General features: G+C 70.3%; 13 protein-coding genes. 3 read left to right on the top strand and 10 right to left on the bottom strand.

What is annotated here, in order from left to right; all coding sequences use genetic code 11:
* Together mdlC and JWR81_RS12490 are read left to right on the top strand one after the other, a co-directional pair.
* The coding region (mdlC, locus tag JWR81_RS12485) for a benzoylformate decarboxylase (protein ID WP_297650793.1) at positions 1–1,620 on the top strand (1,620 nt) is incomplete at its 5' end.
* Positions 1,621–1,732: 112 nt separating this feature from the next.
* Entirely contained in the window at positions 1,733–1,924 is a 192-nt protein-coding gene (locus JWR81_RS12490; RefSeq protein ID WP_297650795.1) for a hypothetical protein, read from the top strand.
* Between the two features lie 46 nt (positions 1,925–1,970).
* Here the strand turns inward: JWR81_RS12490 and JWR81_RS12495 are convergent, their stop codons facing one another.
* The 10 genes from JWR81_RS12495 to JWR81_RS12540 all read right to left on the bottom strand — a co-directional run bounded on the left by JWR81_RS12495 (position 1,971) and on the right by JWR81_RS12540 (position 13,662).
* Positions 1,971–2,285: a hypothetical protein gene (locus JWR81_RS12495; protein WP_297650797.1), complete on the bottom strand. Its 315-nt coding sequence runs from the start codon at positions 2,283–2,285 to the stop codon at positions 1,971–1,973.
* Positions 2,286–2,342: 57 nt separating this feature from the next.
* Positions 2,343–2,819 (bottom strand): (2Fe-2S)-binding protein, encoded by a 477-nt coding sequence (locus JWR81_RS12500; RefSeq protein WP_297650799.1) that lies wholly within the window; start codon positions 2,817–2,819, stop codon positions 2,343–2,345.
* Positions 2,816–3,691 carry a xanthine dehydrogenase family protein subunit M gene (locus JWR81_RS12505; RefSeq protein ID WP_297650801.1) on the bottom strand — a complete coding sequence of 292 codons (876 nt, stop codon included), beginning with the start codon at positions 3,689–3,691 and terminating at the stop codon, positions 2,816–2,818. Before JWR81_RS12505 ends, JWR81_RS12500 begins: the two co-directional genes overlap by 4 nt.
* The gene (locus JWR81_RS12510) at positions 3,688–6,081 is read right to left on the bottom strand and encodes a xanthine dehydrogenase family protein molybdopterin-binding subunit (RefSeq protein ID WP_297650803.1); all 2,394 of its coding nucleotides are present in this window, start codon (positions 6,079–6,081) and stop codon (positions 3,688–3,690) included. Before JWR81_RS12510 ends, JWR81_RS12505 begins: the two co-directional genes overlap by 4 nt.
* A 160-nt stretch (positions 6,082–6,241) precedes the next feature.
* The gene (locus JWR81_RS12515; RefSeq protein WP_297650805.1) at positions 6,242–8,524 is read right to left on the bottom strand and encodes a xanthine dehydrogenase family protein molybdopterin-binding subunit; all 2,283 of its coding nucleotides are present in this window, start codon (positions 8,522–8,524) and stop codon (positions 6,242–6,244) included.
* Positions 8,521–8,988, bottom strand: coding sequence for a (2Fe-2S)-binding protein (locus tag JWR81_RS12520; protein WP_297650807.1), 468 nt, complete (start codon positions 8,986–8,988; stop codon positions 8,521–8,523). The genes JWR81_RS12515 and JWR81_RS12520 overlap by 4 nt, the downstream gene beginning before the upstream one ends.
* Before the next feature lie 5 nt (positions 8,989–8,993).
* On the bottom strand, positions 8,994–9,866 hold the full coding sequence (locus JWR81_RS12525) for a xanthine dehydrogenase family protein subunit M (RefSeq protein WP_297650809.1): 873 nt from the start codon (positions 9,864–9,866) through the stop codon (positions 8,994–8,996).
* A gap of 157 nt (positions 9,867–10,023) precedes the next feature.
* Complete coding sequence (locus JWR81_RS12530; RefSeq protein WP_297650811.1) at positions 10,024–11,586, bottom strand: hydantoinase/oxoprolinase family protein; 1,563 nt, start codon at positions 11,584–11,586, stop codon at positions 10,024–10,026.
* A complete protein-coding gene (locus JWR81_RS12535) occupies positions 11,579–12,667 on the bottom strand; it encodes a DUF917 domain-containing protein (protein ID WP_297650813.1) in 1,089 nt (362 codons plus the stop codon). Before JWR81_RS12535 ends, JWR81_RS12530 begins: the two co-directional genes overlap by 8 nt.
* On the bottom strand, positions 12,667–13,662 hold the full coding sequence (locus JWR81_RS12540) for an LLM class flavin-dependent oxidoreductase (protein ID WP_297650815.1): 996 nt from the start codon (positions 13,660–13,662) through the stop codon (positions 12,667–12,669). The genes JWR81_RS12535 and JWR81_RS12540 overlap by 1 nt, the downstream gene beginning before the upstream one ends.
* Positions 13,663–13,860: 198 nt before the next feature.
* On the opposite strand from JWR81_RS12540, the gene JWR81_RS12545 reads away from it, so the two are divergent.
* Positions 13,861–15,386 (top strand): CdaR family transcriptional regulator (locus JWR81_RS12545; protein ID WP_297650817.1); only part of this gene is annotated, 1,526 nt, incomplete at its 3' end.

Here is a 15,386-nt window from a genome sequence, read left to right on the forward strand (position 1 = left end):
ATGCCGACTGTCCGTCAAGCCACCATCGATCTGCTCAGGCAGCATCAGCTGAACACATGGTTCGGCAATCCCGGCTCCTCCGAACTGACCCTGCTGGAGGACTTCCCCAGCGACTTCCGCTATCTCCTGGGTCTGCAGGAAATGGTGCCGGTCGGTATGGCCGACGGCTTCTCGCAGGTCACCGGACGTCCCGCACTGGCACTCCTGCACACCGCGCCCGGCCTCGGCAACGCCATGGGCGCCCTGTACAACGCCGACCTGAACAAGACGCCGCTCATCGTCATCGCGGGCAACCAGCGTCGCGCCATGCAGAATCAGAAGACGCTCCTGACGAACGAGGACGCCACCATGGTTCCGCGTCCGTTCGTCAAATGGTCCGCGGAGCCGGCTGGCGCGAGCGAGGTACTCGCGGTCATCGCCCGCGCGATCCACGTCGCGATGTCCCCGCCCACCGGACCGGTCTTCGTCTCTCTGCCGATGGACGACATGTCCTACGAACTCGACGACGCCCAGGTCGAGGAGATCGAGGGGATCCGGGACCGCGAGGTCACCCACGCCGGGGGGTTCCGCAAGGACCTGGCGGAGAAGATCGCCGACCGGATCTCCGCCGCGGAGTCGCCCGCCTTCGTCGTCCACGGCGATCTGGAGCACGCCGGGGCCTGGGACTCGGTCCTGAAGCTGGCCGAGCGCAGCAATGCCGCCGTCTGGACCGCACCACTCCCGGGCCTGTCCGGGTTCCCGGAGAACCACCCCCTGTACCAGGGCCTGCTCCCGCCCGGCGCCGGCTGGATCTCCGAATCGCTGAAGGGTCACGACCTCGTCGTGGCCCTGGGGGGCCCGGTCTTCCGCTACTACCCCTACATCCCCGGCCCGTATCTGCCCGAGGGGACATCCCTCATCCACATCACGAGCGATCCGGACGAAGCCGCCCGCGCACCTGTCGGCGACGCCTACGTGGCGGATATCCGGGCCGCGGTGGACGCCCTGCTGGGTGAGATGTACGAATCGTCGCGCCCGGCCCCCCAGCCCCGGCCCGACGTACCGCGTCCGGAGCGGGCGGAAGCCCCGATGCAGGCCGCCGACCTGTGGGCGGCCGTCGGCCGCGCCGCCCCGGCGGACGCCCTCTTCGTGAGCGAAGCCGGTTCCAACGAGGTCCCGATCACGGAGTACGTACGGCCCGGCGCCGCCTTCTCCCACATGTCCGCTGTCGGCGCGGGCCTCGGATTCGGGCTGCCCGCCGCTGTCGGCGCCCAACTCGGCGCCCCGGACCGCCCGGTGATCGCCCTCATGGGCGACGGGTCGATGCACTACGCGATCACGTCCCTGTGGACCGCGTCCCACTACAAGATCCCGCTGACGATCGTCGTCTCCTCCAACGAGGAATACGGCGTCCTCAAGCAGTTCCGCGACATCGAGGGCGCCACCGGCGTTCCCGGACTGGACCTGCCCGGGCTGAACATCGAAGCCACCGCCGCGAGTTACGGCGTCGACACTCACGGAGCCACCGACACCGATCAGGTCGCCGAGATGCTCCGCGCCGGAGTCGACGACCAGGAACGCCCGACCCTCATCAACGTCCGGACGAACCAAGTCAAGAAGGCGCCCTCCCGCCTGACCTGAGCTGATACAACGCGCCGGCTCGGCACCAGCCGCTTCTCGGCGGCACGCGCGAGCAACGACGAAGCCCCCTGTTCCAGCTCCTCCCGCGGTGGACGCCGGCCGGACACCCGGCGTGCTCGCCGACTTCCCGGCCGACCGCGCCGTGCACGAGCTGCCGGGTACGGTCCGCGCCTTGCTCGTCGACATCGAGGTCCGCGCCGGACAAGTCCGGGACCTGGGTAAGCACGGCATTGTCGAATGCACCGACGCAAGTGTGGCCGCACTGCGCAAACCCGGTTATGCGCTTGGCCCGGCGCATCGATGAGAGGCCCGGCATGTCCGGAAGGGATGCTGGGCCGTGAGGAGAGCCCCTACTCCAGGACAGAGCCGTGGATCGCCTCCGCGGAGGCGACGAACTCCGACCACTCTCCCAGCAGCTTCTCGAACTCGGGGGTGGCGACGGCGGCCTGATACTCCTCCAGGCTCGTCACCTCGAGGACCTCGAGATAGGCGACGGACGGTGTGCCCGTGCCGTCCAGGGTGGACTCGATCCGGGTCACGTCGTAGCTGAGGATCGCCGGGCAGGCGCGGGCGACCGGGTAGTCGCCGGTGCGGATCCAGGCCTCGTAGGCCGCCGGGTCGGCACCGTCGTGGAGCTTGTTCAGGAAATAGACCCTGTGGGTCATCGTCGTTCCTCTCTGCCGGCGGGGCCCCGGGTCCGTGGACCCGGGGCCCCGCCGATGTCAGCTGCGCATCTTCCCGGCCGCGTCGAGCACCGACTGCACGATGGACTCGTACCCCGTGCACCGGCAGAGGTTGCCGGAGATGCCCTCCCGCACCTCCTCGGCCGACGGGTCGGGGTTGCCTTCCAGGAGCTCCGTGGCACACAGCAACATGCCCGAGGTGCAGAAACCGCACTGGAGGCCGTGGTTGTCCCAGAACGCCTCCTGGAGCGGGTTCAGCTCGTTGCCGTTGGCCAGCCCTTCGACGGTGGTGATCGTGCAGCCGTCCGCCTGGACCGCCAGCATCAGGCAGGCCCGCGCGGTGCGGCCGTCCAGCATGATCGTGCACGCGCCGCACACACCGTGCTCACAGCCGAGGTGGGTACCGGTGAGGCCGCACTCATGGCGGATGAAGTCCGCCAGCGTGAGCCGCGGTTCACAGTCGGCCGTGTAGACGTGCCCGTTGATGGTCACCGAGACCGTCTGCCTGTCACTCATGCGCTCACTCCACTTCGCTCGACGGCCGCGGCCACCGCCCTCTTGACCAACAGCTGGATCATGTCCCGCCGATACGACGCGGGAGCGTGGACGTCATCGGTCGGGTTGACGCTCCCCGCGACCGTGGCCGCGGCGGCGTCGATCGCCTCCGCCGTCGGCTGCGCGCCGGCGAGGAGCTCCTCCGCGGCGTGCAGCCGGAGCGGAACCGAGGCCACGCCGCTCGCGGCCAGCCGGATCAAATCGACCGAGCCGTCGGCAGCGAGATGGACGGCCGCCATCGCGCCGACGATGGCGAAGTCGCCGTGCCTGCGGGCCAGTTCCTCGACGGCGACACCGGTTTCCGCGGGCAACCGCGGAATCCGGATCCCGGTCAGCACCTCGTTGTACTCCATGGCCGTGGTGAACGTGCCGGTGAAGTAGTCCTCGGCCGCGATGGTGCGGGTGCCGTTCGGACCCTCCACCACCAGCTCGCCGCCCAGGCCGGTGACCAGCGCCGGAAGCTCCGCGGCCGAGTCGGCGTGCGCCACGCTGCCACCGATCGTCCCGCGGTTGCGGTTGGTGATGTGGCCGACGTGGTGCAGGACCTTGGGCAGCAGCGGGACCTCGGCCGCGGCGACGGCGCTGATCTCCACGTCGCGCTGCCGGGTCATCGCCCCGATCACCAGGCTCCCGTTGTCCACGCGGATCTGGTCCAGGCCGCTGATCCGGTTGATGTCGATCAGGATCGACGGCCGGGCGAGCCGGAAGCTCATCAGCGGGACGAGGCTCTGGCCGCCGGCGAGCACCTTGGCGTCCGAGCCGTGCTCGGTGAGCAGGGCGACCGCTTCCCCGACGTCACCGGCGCGGGCGTACTTGACAGCTGGGGGCTTCACAGCGACCCCTCCTTCCCCGACTGGGCGTCGCGGATCAGATCGAGGAGACGGGGCGGGGTGACCGGGAACCGCTTGACGGCCACGCCGAGGTCGCTGAGCGCGTCGTCGACGGCGCTGCCGACCAGCGACACCCCGGCGATCGTGCCCGCCTCTCCGACGCCCTTGATCCCGCCGGGGATGTCGGGGGCCGGTGTCTCCTGGTGGTAGAAGTGGAACGGCGGGATGTCCGTCGCCGTCGGCAGCAGGTAGTCCATGAAGCTCGCCGTCCGCAGCTGGCCCTCCTCGTCGTACACCAGCTCCTCGAGCAGCGCACCACCCAGCGCCTGGGCCAGACCACCGGCGAGCTGGCCGTCCACCAGCATCGGGTTGATCACGGTGCCGCAGTCGTGGGCCTGCAGGCAGTCCAGCAGCGACACCATCCCGGTCTGGCGGTCGACCTCGACCAGCAGAGCGGTACAGCCGTAGGAGGTCGCCATGTTCGGCGGGTCGAACACGTCGACCTCCTCCAGGGTGGGCATCTCCGCCTCGGGCAGCCGGTCCAGCAGCCTGCGGTAGGCCGCGTCCCCGACGTCCCGGGTGGAGACCGACTTGCCGGACGTCCCGCGGACGCTGATCTGGCCGTCCACGATCTCCAGGTCGTCGGCCGACGCCTCGAGCAGCTCGGCCGCCACCCTGAGGATCTTCGCCTGCAGCCGTCCGGTCGCCCGCTGGATCGCGGCGCCGCCGAGCGGTGCCGCCCGGCTCCCGCCCGTGCCGTAGCCGGTGTAGGGACAGGAGTCGGTGTCCCCGGTGACGACGACGACGTCGTCCATCGGGATGCCGAGCCCGTCCGCGGCCAGCTGGGCGTAGATGGTGTCCGTGCCCTGACCCATGTTGATCTGGCCGGAGTAGACGGTGACCTTGCCGACCGAGTCCATCCGGACGGTGACCTCGTCGAAGCCGGAGTGCTGCAGGCCGACCAGGTTCATGATCCGGCTGGGACCGTAGGCACTCGGCTCGATGTGGAACGAGTACCCGATGCCGACGGAACGGCCCTCGGCCCGTGCCTGCGCCTGGCGCTCCAGCCATCCGAGCTCCTCGACCTTGCTGATCGCCAGGTCGAGGCAGTCGGCGTACCGGCCGCTGTCGTAGGTGAAGGCGGCACCGCTGAAGTGGGGGAACTGATCCGGGGCCACGAGGTTCTTGCGCCGGATCTCGAGGCGGTCCATCCCCAGCTCACGGGCGGCGAGCTCGATCAGCCGCTCGTGCACGATGTTGCCCTTGGGCGCCCCCCACCCCCGGTACGAGCCGTACGGCGAACGGTTGGTCATGACGACCTTCACCGTCACGTCCAGGTTGGGGATGTTGTACGGGCCCATGCAGGTGAGCACGGACGCCCAGCACGGCCCGGCACCGACGGTGCCGAGTGCACCGCCGAGCGCGCCGTAGGCGGTGCCGCGCAAGCCGAGGATGGTGCCGTCGTTGCTCAGCGCCATCTCGAAGTCCATGCGCTGGTCGCGCGAGTGCGAGGTGGCGAAGAAGCTGTCCACGCGGTCCTCGATCAGCTTCACCGGACGCCCGGTGCGGCGGGACAGAACCGCGGCGATCACCTCCTCCCCGTAGAAGTCGAACTTGTTGCCGAAGCCGCCGCCGAGGTTGGGCGTCCGGACCCGGATCTTGTGCACCGGTACTCCGAGGACCTCACACATCAGGTCACGGGCGAGGTTGGGCGACTGCGTCGACAGGTGGATGTCGAGGGTGTCGGCGAACGAGTCCCAGGTCACGATGCAACCGCGCGGCTCCAGCGGGCAGCCGAAGGCGCGGCCGTGGTCGAACGTCCCGCTGACCACGACATCGGCGGAGGCGAAGGCCTTCTCGGCGTCGCCGAACTGGTAGGAGTGCGAACCGCTGACGTTGTCGGGCCAGTCGTCGTAGAGCTTGGGCGCGCCGGGCGCGAGCGCCGCGTCGAGGTTCGCGACCACCGGCAGCGGCTCGTACTCGACCTCGATCAGCTCGAGCGCGTCCTCGGCGACGTAGCGGTTCACCGCGACGACGGCGACGACCGCCTGCCCGACCCAGCGGACCCGGTCCACCGCCAGCGCGTAGGTCTTCGCGATCCGCTGGTCCGGGATCGGAAGCCAGATCACCGGCTGCTGGCCCGCGACGGCAGCGAGGTCCTCCCCGGTGATGACGTCGAAGACACCGGGAAGCTCACGTGCCCGGCTGACGTCGATGCTCGTGATCCGCGCGTGCGCCATCGGGCTGCGCAGCACGGCGGCTTCGATCATCTTGGGCACCGTGAGGTCGTCGATGTACTGCCCACGGCCCGCCAGCAGGCGTGGATCCTCGGTACGCCGGACACGGCTCCCGGTGTATTTGGTCCTGGTATCTACAGGTTCAACAATGGTCATGACACGAACTCCTCATCGCTCCTCTGGTCACGAGTACTGCGAAGGCACACAGCGGCCGGACGAGCCCTCGGGCACCGTTGCGGAGGGACCGCGGCCTGGTTCAGCAGGTGGCGCGCCCTGGTCGAGGTACGCCGCCGCAACTACACGAATCGGACTGCGGTCAGCCCTGTATCGCGGCAAGGACCTCCTCCGGAGTGATGGGGATGTGGTTCATCGGCTTGCCGATGGCGTCGCTGACCGCGTTGGCGATCACCGCTGCCGGCAGCAGGACGGGACCCTCCCCCACGCCCTTGGCACCGAACGGGCCGTCCGGGTCGGGGTGCTCGAGGGGGAAGAACTCGACGCGGGGGACGTCGCCCGCCAGTGGCAGCCGGTAGCTCTCCAGCGTCCGCTCGCGGTAGCGGCCGTCCTCACCGATCCGCAGGCTCTCGTGCAGCGCGTACCCGATGCCCTGCGTCACCGCGCCCATCACCTGGCCGTAGGTGCCGTCGGGGCTGATCACCCGTCCGACCTCCTGGGCCACCAGGTAGCGCAGCACCCGCACGGTGCCCGTCACCGGGTCGACCTCCACCTCACAGAGGTGCACGTGGTAGGTCGGGGTCGGGAACGACGGGAGCATCAGCCCGGTGGCGCACCCGGGGTTGAAGTCCGGGAACGGGGTGACGAACGAGCCGGTGCCCTGGATGGGGCCGACCGTGTTCATCGCCGTGACGGCGACCTCGGCGAGCGTCAGGCTGTTGCCCGGCACACCCTTGACCCGAACGGTCCCCTCGGCGACCTCGAGGTCGTCCGCGGCCGCCTCGAGCAGCCCGGCGGCCACGTTCTTGAGCTTCTCGATGACCTCGTCGGCGGCGATCTGGGACGCCTTGCCGACGATGCGCGTGGTCCGGCTGCCCTGTGACCCTCCGTCGAACCCCGCGACGTCGGTGTCCGGCAGCGCGATGTACACATCGGCCGCTGGGATGCCCAGACGCTCGGCGACGACCTGGGTGACGCCCATCGACACCGCGCCCGACCCGTTGTCGGTGGCCGCGGTGACCACCGCGACGGTGCCGTCCTCGTGCATCTTGATGACCGCGGTGCCGGCCGACGGGTTCGTCAGCCACCACGCCGCCCCGATGCCGATGCCCCGGTAGGGACGCTTCGCCGCCTGCAGCTCGGCCCACGGGGCGGCGGCCTCGAGGGCCTCGAACCCCTCGCGCAGGATGCCCGCGTCGTCCAGCACCTGGCCGTTGAGCAGCTCCTCGCCGTCCTCGAAGAGGTGGCGGAGGCGGAACTCCAGCCGGTCGACGCCCATCTCCGCCGCGATGTGGTCCATGTGCCGCTCGACCGCGTGGTAGAGGTAGGTGCCGTTGACGCCGCGGAACGCGCCGGTGGGGGTGGTGTTGGTGTAGACGAGCCGTGCCGTCACCCGGGTCGGGCCCGTCCGGTAGACGCCGCGCGCACAGTGCAGCGCGATGCTGGCGAGCCAGGGCATCTCGCCGCTGTGCGCGCCGTTGTCGGCGATCACCTCCAGCTCGCGGGCGATGATGTTGCCGTCGGCGTCGATCGCGGAGCGCAGCCGCGTGATCGCCCCCTCGCGGCTGGGGCAGGTGATCAGGTCCTCGGTGCGGGTGTTGACGAGCTTGACCGCCAGACCGCGCACGGCCTTCGACAGCAGGGCCGCGTACGGCTCCAGGGCGGCGTCGAGCTTGGCGCCGAACCCACCGCCGATGGTGTGTCCCACCACGCGCACCGCCGAGGGGCGGACGTCGAGGAACTGCGCCACGCGGTCACGCACGTTGTAGGGGAACTGGTGCGCGGTGTGCACCGTGTACCGCCCGTCGCGGAAGATCCCGACGGCGCTCTTGGGCTCGATGTAGGCCTGGTACTGGCGCTGTACGACGTACTCGTCGGTGACCACCCGGTGGGCTCTGGCGAACGCCTCGTCGACTCCGGGCGGGTCGGAGACGGACTCGGCCGCGAGGTTGCCGCCCCGCGGGAAGTCCGGCCCGGCGGTCGGGACGAAGGACTCCCAGTCGGGGTGGATCAGTGGGGCGTCCGGGCTCAGCGCCGCGTCGAGGTCGACCACCGCGGGCAGCGGTTCGATGTCCAGCCCGATGGCCGCGGCGGCGGCCCGGGCCTGCTCGAGGGTGTCGGCCGCCACGGCGGCGATGGGATGCCCCTCGTAGTGCACCCGGTCCGTGGCGAACAGGCGTTGGTCGCGCAGCACCCAGCCTGCGTGGGTGTCGGGTGCGTCCGCAGCGGTGAGCACGGCGTGCACGCCGGGCATCGCCTCGGCCGGGGACGTGTCGAGCCGGGTGATCCGCCCCGAGCTGACCGGCGAGCGCAGCAGCGCGCCCCAGATCATGCCGGGTTCGGCGTAGTCGACCGCGTAGAGCGCCTCGCCGCTCACCTTCGACTGCCCGTCGGAGCGGGGGATCCGCTCACCGATGACCGTCATCGTCCGTTCCTCCCGGAGACCGTCGCGGCGACCGCGTCGAGGATCTGGCTGTATCCGGTGCAGCGGCAGATGTTGCCCGCCAACGCCGTGCGGACCTCCGCCTCCGACGGCGACGGGTTCTCCCGCAGCACGGCGACCAGGGTGGCGATGAAGCCGGGCGTGCAGAATCCGCACTGCACCCCCCCGGCGGCGACGAAGGCATCCTGCAGGTCACGGCCCAGCTCGTCGGTCGTCAGCCCCTCGACGGTCTCGACGCTGCGCCCACTCGTCGCCGCGGCGGAGTAGATGCAGGAGTCCAGCGGCAGCCCGTCGACCAGCACCGTGCATGAGCCGCACTCTCCCTCGTTGCATCCCTCCTTGGTGCCGGTCAGGCGCAGCCGGTCACGCAGGACGGCGAGCAACGTCTCCGCGGGATCGATCTCGACCTCCGCCTGCCTGCCGTTGACCGTGAACGTCACATCCATCGCCGTCATCCTTCGCCGTCCGGGGAGCCTGTCCCCGCTCGCTGTGCGCACATCTCCGTCGCCCTCCGCAACAGGCCGGGGATCACCCTCCGCCGGTAGTCCGCGCTCCCGCGCAGGTCGTCCAGGGGGTTGACCTCGCCCAGCACCGCTTCGGCGGCCGCCTCGATCGACTCCGGTTCGAGCCGGCCGCCGAGCAGCGCCGTCTCCGCGCCGGCCGACCGCAGCGGGCGCGGCCCGACCGAGGCCAGCGCGATCCTGGCGTCGTTCACCGTGCCGTCGGGGTCGAAGCTCAGGCGCATCGCCAGCCCCACGATCGCCACCTCCATGGCGCTGCGCCTGCCGACCTTGAGGTAGACGTCACCGGTGCGCTCGCCCGGCGGGGCCAGCGTGATCGCGGTGAGCAGCTCGTCCGGGCCGCGGCCGGTGCTCCGCCGGCCGAGGATGAACTCGTCCAGGGGAACGGTCCGGCTCGTCGCACTGCTGCGGAGCGTCAACCGGGCGTCATGCACGAGGAGGGCGGGCAGCGTGTCCGCCGCCGGGGAGGCGTTGCAGACGTTCCCACCGATCGTGCCGACCATCTGTGTCTGCAGCCCACCCACCGTGGCGGCCGCCTCGGCGACCGCACGGAACCCGTCGCCGAGCCGACCCCTGGCCAGGTCGCGGTGAGTCGCCAAGGCGCCGATGCGGGTGGCCCCGTTCGCATCCACCGTCCGCAGCTCGGCGAGCTTCTCGACGTGGAGCAGGACGGCGGGGGCGATCTCGCCGCGGGCGAGCTGGATCATGACGTCGGTACCTCCCGCGAGCACCTGACATCCGTCCCCGTAGCGCGAGAGCACCTCTAGGGCATCGTCGAGGGAGCCGACTGCTCTGACCTCCATGACACCTCCTTCCGAGACTGTCAAGGTAGGAATGACCCGGTGTCCGAGCCATGTGCTGAGTCCATGGGCTTACGTAGATTCTTGTGCATTCCGCACAGGATCGTGGCGGAGTAGCGCACTGATTCCATGATCGAAACGTGGCGGTTACGTGCGGGCGTCAGTGCATCTTCAGCGGACCGGCAGCCTTGACCCGGACCCGGGCGACCGGCTCGGTCAGGTACGCCAGTGGAACCTCCTCGATCTCCACCACCTCCACCTGAGCGGGGTCCGCGCCGGCCCGGATCGCCTCGTCCCGAGCCAGCCGCACGGCCTCGGCGATGGCCTCGTCCCGGCCGTCCTTCCCGTAGGCGAACACCCGGTCGAGCTCACCGGACACCGACGCGATGGCCGCACCGATCGCGTTGGCCACGTCGTAGTTCTCCGGACGGTGGACGCCCGCCACGCCGGCCAGCGTCTCCGAGATCAACCCGCTGCCGCCTCCCACAGCGATCAGGGGAAGCTCCCGACCGGAGGTCTTGACCCGATCGACGCCGTCCTCGATACGCGCATCGCAGGCGGCGATGGCTCGCAGCAGCATCTCCCGGCTCCCGGCCGTCATGGCGGCGTCGCCGATCCGGGCGCGGCCGGAGGCCACGATCGCGTCGGTGACCGTCGGGACCGCGCCGCCGAACACCAGCGCCTCGGTGGCGAGCCGGTAACCGACGCTGCCGGGGCCCAGCGACACGGCTCCCCCGGCCTCGCCGACGATCGTTCCGCCACCGATCGCCAGCGACACCAGGTCGGGCATCCGGAAGTTCGTCCGGACCCCGCCGATCTCCACCGCGGTGGACGACTCCCGCGGGAATCCCGAGGTGAGGATCCCGATGTCGGTCGAGGTGCCACCGACGTCGACGACCAGCGCGTCCGTGGCGCCGGTCAGGTAGCTGGCCCCGCGCATGCTGTTGGTCGGTCCGCTGCCGATGGTGAGGATCGGGTAGCGACGGACGTAGTCCAGGCTCATCAGAGTGCCGTCGTTCTGCGCGATGTAGGCCTCGGCCGTGATCCCGTTGGCCGTCATCGCGTTGCTCAGCCCGGTCGTCACGCGTTCCGCCACTGCGACCAGTGCCGCGTTGAGGACGCAGGCGTTCTCCCGCTCGAGCAGTCCCAGCGAGCCGATCTCGTGGCTGAGCGAGACGGGGATGTCGCCGAGCACCTCCCGGACCAGCTCCGCGACCCGGTACTCCTGGTCGGAGAGCACCGGCGAGAAGACGCCGGAGATCGCCACCCCCTCCACCTGCTCGGACACGCTGTCGAGGAAGCGGCGCACCGCGTCCTCGTCGAGCGGCACGATCGGCTCGCCGGTCATCTCGACGCCGCCGTCGACGATGGCCTCCCCGCAGGAGATCGCGGCCTTCAGGTCATCCGGCCAGCTCGTCAGCGGTGGGATGGCGTGTGTCGCCGGGCCGCCGAGCCGCAGGGCCGCGACGCGGTTGAGGTTGCGCCGCTCGAGGATCGCGTTGGTGGCGTGGGTCGTCCCCAGCATGACGTGGCTGACGTTCGCGGCAGCACCGGGGACCTGCTCGAGGACGAGCCGGAGCGCGCTCAGGATGCCCGTGGTCACGTCGGAGGTCGTGGGGTGCTTGACCTTCGCCAGCAACTTGTCCTGGTCGTCCATGATGACGGCGTCTGTGTTGGTGCCACCGACGTCGATGCCGACCCGCAGCCGACTGGACTCACGCATGTCGATCCACCACCGAAACGAAGTCGAAGTCGTAGCCGAACGCCCTGGGCCCGACCGCAGCCAGGCCCTTCTCGCTGGTCCACACCGCTGGTGCGGGGAACGCGACGATCTCGATCCGCTGCCCGTACCTGACGCCCTCGGTGACGAGTCCGTGCCCGGTGTGGGTGTCGAGCAGCGTGATGATGTCCGGGACGGTGGCGAGCGGCGCGCCGTCCTCGAGCACCACGAGGTTCTCGTTCTGGAACTCCAGCCGGAACAGCCGTCCCTTGTCCGCGCCCAGGCCCTCGATCAGGGCGGATCCGCGGACGAAGCCGCCGCTGGTGCGCCGTTCGATGTCGACGACCTTGCCCTGCCCGATACGGGTCACGGGCGCCACCTCGGAGATCGCGGCGAGTGGATCCTCGCCGCCGCGCCGGATCGCCTCTCCCATCCGGACGGCCCTGCTCAGTGTCCCGGTGATCGCGGGTCGCCGGGCCTCGCCGGCGGTCATGGGGTAGAGCCCGCCGCAGGCCGACCCGCCGAGCGACGCGACACAGTTGCGCACCAGCTTCTCGAGCCAGACGTTGTCCATGGTGTCGAACACGACGGTCTGCATCCGCTCGTCGGTGATCACCGAAGGGGACCCGGACATCCCGTAGAGGTGGGGTGTGAGCATCTGCAGCTCCGGGAACGCCCGTCCCATGAAGTCGGCGTCCACCAGCGGCAGGCCGGCGTAGGCGGCCCACGTCACCGGCAGGACCCCGTTGATGCCGCCCATCTCGAACGGCATCACGGCGGCGACCGGCCGACCGAAATGGCGCTCGTAGGCCTCGCGGATGACGCGGCCCTCGCCGCCGTTGGGGATCTTCTCCACCATGACGGTAGGGGCCCCGATCATGCCGCACGGCATGATCAGGTCGTCGTCGTCGAAGGCGTCGAGGGGCTTGACCTCGACGGGGCCGAGCTCGCGGATCGCCTTCAGCGCCATGAGCTCGCCGATCCGTGGGTCTCCGCCGCCTCCCCCCGCGAACACCGTGGCGCCCAGGGAGAGCGCGGGCAGGTTGTCCAGGTCGATGCACATGTCGCCGCTGCGCGAGGCCATCACCGCGTCAGCCGCGGGAGCACTTCGGCGGCGATCAGCTCGAGTTGTCTTCCGACCTCGTCGGCGGGCTGCGGGGAGAGGATGACGCTGTCCGCCCCGGCCGCCCAGTACTGCTCGATCCGCTCTGCCACCTCGGCGGGGGTGCCGGCGATGGCGAGCCGGTCGATCCAGTCCTCCGGCATGCCCTCGACGAGGGCGTCGTACCCACCGGCGGCCAGTTCGACCACGGCGTCGTTGATGCCGATGGCACCGGTGAGCGGAGTGGGGCCGAGTGCGTCGATGTAGAAGGCCAGAGACTCCCGGACCGCGGCCCTGGCGACGTCACGGTCCTCGTCGACCGAGGTGAGCACGTAGGTGGGCACGCTGAACGAGCCGTCGCGGCCCGCCTGCTGCATGCCCTGCTCCCCGAGCTCCCGCGCCCACGTGACGTACTCGGTGGGCGCCAGCACGGACAGGACGTTCCCGTCGGCGATCCGACCGGCCAGCTCGCAGCCCTTCTTCCCGATCACCCCGAGGTAGAGCGGGATGTCGGTCGCGGGCGGGTGGAACAGCGTGACGTCCCGGAAGGTGAAGTACTCGCCCTCGGCCGTGTGGGGCTCGGTGCTCGTCAGAACGTTCCGGATCCCGGTGACGGCCTCCTCCAGGGCCCGCATGGGCGACTTGGGCGTCAGCCCCATCTGCCGGACCCAACCGGGAACACCGTGCCCGATGCCCGTCAGCAACCGGCCGGGGAAGGACCGTTCCAGCGAGGCGATCTCCATCGCCGTGACCGCCGGATGCCGCGCGACGCACGAGAGGATGCCGAGGCCGACCCGGATCCGCTCGGTGGCCGCGAGCGCCAGCGCAGCGCTGGTGAGACCGCCGTAGAAGAAGTAGTCCTCGGCGAGCCAGACCTCGTCGAAGCCGAGCCCCTCGCAGCGGCCGGCCAGTTCCGAGAGCTGCTCAGGAGGGGTCGTGCTGAGGAGGAGAATGCCGAGCCGAGCTTCGTTCACCACAGTGCTGTCCCTTTCCGCATCCGCCGTCGCCGTCCAGGCGACGCACCTGGGGCCCGAGCCGGTGCCACCAACCGTTTCCCGACCTCGTTGCCAGTGCGTTGGGCGAGACGCTAGCGGCGCCGGCGCGCTGCAACCATGGGCGAAGTGCATAGCACGACGCCCTTGATTGTTTAAGGTGCACAGTGTGAAGGTTAGGCCATGATTCGCTTGACCGTCGCCGGCGTGCTCACCGAGCTGGAGCGTCGCGCGCCCGGACTCACCGAGCTGCTGGCAGGCTCGCCCGACCGGGAAGTCCGGGTCGTCTGCCTGACCGAAGACCTCAAGGAGCTCGGAGACTGCCCCCCGCGGGCGTTGGTCGTGCTGGGTCGAGCCGCCTCCCGGGATGCGGAGGGCTACAAGCTGGACGTGGCGCTACGGCGACTGGACGACGTGGCGGGCCTGGTCCTGCAGTCCGAGGCGCCACGGCCCTCACTCAGCGCTCTCGCGCTGGCGCGGCGCGAGGACCTGGCGCTGGTCCGCCTCACCCGGCAGGCCGACATCACCCACTTGCTCACCACCATCATCAGGATGTTCGACGAGCAACTCCCGACCCTGCTGGAGCGGACCATGGGGGTGTGCGAGGAGGTCGACCGGCTCGGGTCCGCAGACGTCGGTGACCAGGACCTGTTGCGGCGCAGCGGGGCCGCCCGGCTCTTCGGCCTCACGCTCGGCGACCGCACACCCCGGCTGGCCGGCATCCCCGCCGTGCCGACCGATCCGGACGGTCCCTGGCTGCAGAGGGAGCCGACCGTCGCTCCGGAGGACGCGCTCGCGCGGCTGCTGATGTGGCGGCTCTCCGCGGCCATGACGAAGCGCTCGATCGAGACCGACCGTGCCGAGCAGCTGTCGATGCTGTCGGCGGGCGAGCTGTTGAACCAGCTGCTCGAGTCCACGACCGAGGAGAGCGCACCGCTGATGCGCAGGGCGGCGGACATCGGCATCCACGTCGAGGCCTGGAACCAGGTGGTGAACCTCGAGTTCGCGAACCTCCTGAGCATCGCCCAGAACGATCCGGTGACCGCCTACCACTACAGCCAGACCCTGGGCCGGGTGGCCGCACAGACCGCGTCGCGTCACGAGGGCGGCTGGACCATGGCGCCGAGGGCCGGTGGCGTCCTCCTCCTGCGCACCCTCAACCACCCCGGCGGACCAGCCGAGCTGCGACGGCTGCGGTCCGCGGTGCAGACGGTGCTCACCAGCGTTGTCGAATCGGTCTCTGACCTGCAGGTCCTCTGCGGCATCGGTGGCTCGCACGAGGGTCTGCAGGGGCTGCGCGCCTCCCGGGCGGAGGCCGACTCGGCCCTGCAGAGCGCCCGGCTCCGCGACGCCTTCAACGAGCCGGTCCTCTTCGACGCGCCCGGCCTGAACCGGCTGCTCGTCGAGTGGTACTCGTCCACCGCCGTCCGCCAGAGCATCGACGACCTGCTCGCGCCGCTCGCCGCCCTCGGGAAGACCAGGCAGAACGAGTACAGCACGACGCTGCGGGTCTACCTGGAGAACTACAGATCGGTCAGCCGCACCTCGCAGCAGCTCTACCTGCACCGCAACACCGTCGCGTACCGGATCAGGCGGGTTCTCGAGGTGCTCGAGATCGATCTCGACGATCCCAACCAGTTCCTCGCCATCTACCTGGCCTGCTACGCCTCGTCCATGCCGCACGGGCCCGGGAGCCCGCAGCGGGCAGG

The sequence above is a fragment of the Pseudonocardia sp. genome (genome assembly GCF_025965585.1).
GTDB lineage: Bacteria > Actinomycetota > Actinomycetes > Mycobacteriales > Pseudonocardiaceae > Pseudonocardia.

Bases quoted from the DNA above. Each gene is read 5' to 3' on its own strand.
- JWR81_RS12510 (WP_297650803.1), bottom strand. From the start codon at position 6,081: ATGACCATTGTTGAACCTGTAGATACCAGGACCAAATACACCGGGAGC.
- JWR81_RS12530 (WP_297650811.1), bottom strand. From the start codon at position 11,586: ATGCGTGAGTCCAGTCGGCTGCGGGTCGGCATCGACGTCGGTGGCACC.
- JWR81_RS12500 (WP_297650799.1), bottom strand. From the start codon at position 2,819: ATGAGTGACAGGCAGACGGTCTCGGTGACCATCAACGGGCACGTCTAC.
- JWR81_RS12525 (WP_297650809.1), bottom strand. From the start codon at position 9,866: ATGGAGGTCAGAGCAGTCGGCTCCCTCGACGATGCCCTAGAGGTGCTC.
- JWR81_RS12515 (WP_297650805.1), bottom strand. From the start codon at position 8,524: ATGACGGTCATCGGTGAGCGGATCCCCCGCTCCGACGGGCAGTCGAAG.
- JWR81_RS12520 (WP_297650807.1), bottom strand. From the start codon at position 8,988: ATGGATGTGACGTTCACGGTCAACGGCAGGCAGGCGGAGGTCGAGATC.
- JWR81_RS12495 (WP_297650797.1), bottom strand. From the start codon at position 2,285: ATGACCCACAGGGTCTATTTCCTGAACAAGCTCCACGACGGTGCCGAC.
- JWR81_RS12535 (WP_297650813.1), bottom strand. From the start codon at position 12,667: ATGGCCTCGCGCAGCGGCGACATGTGCATCGACCTGGACAACCTGCCC.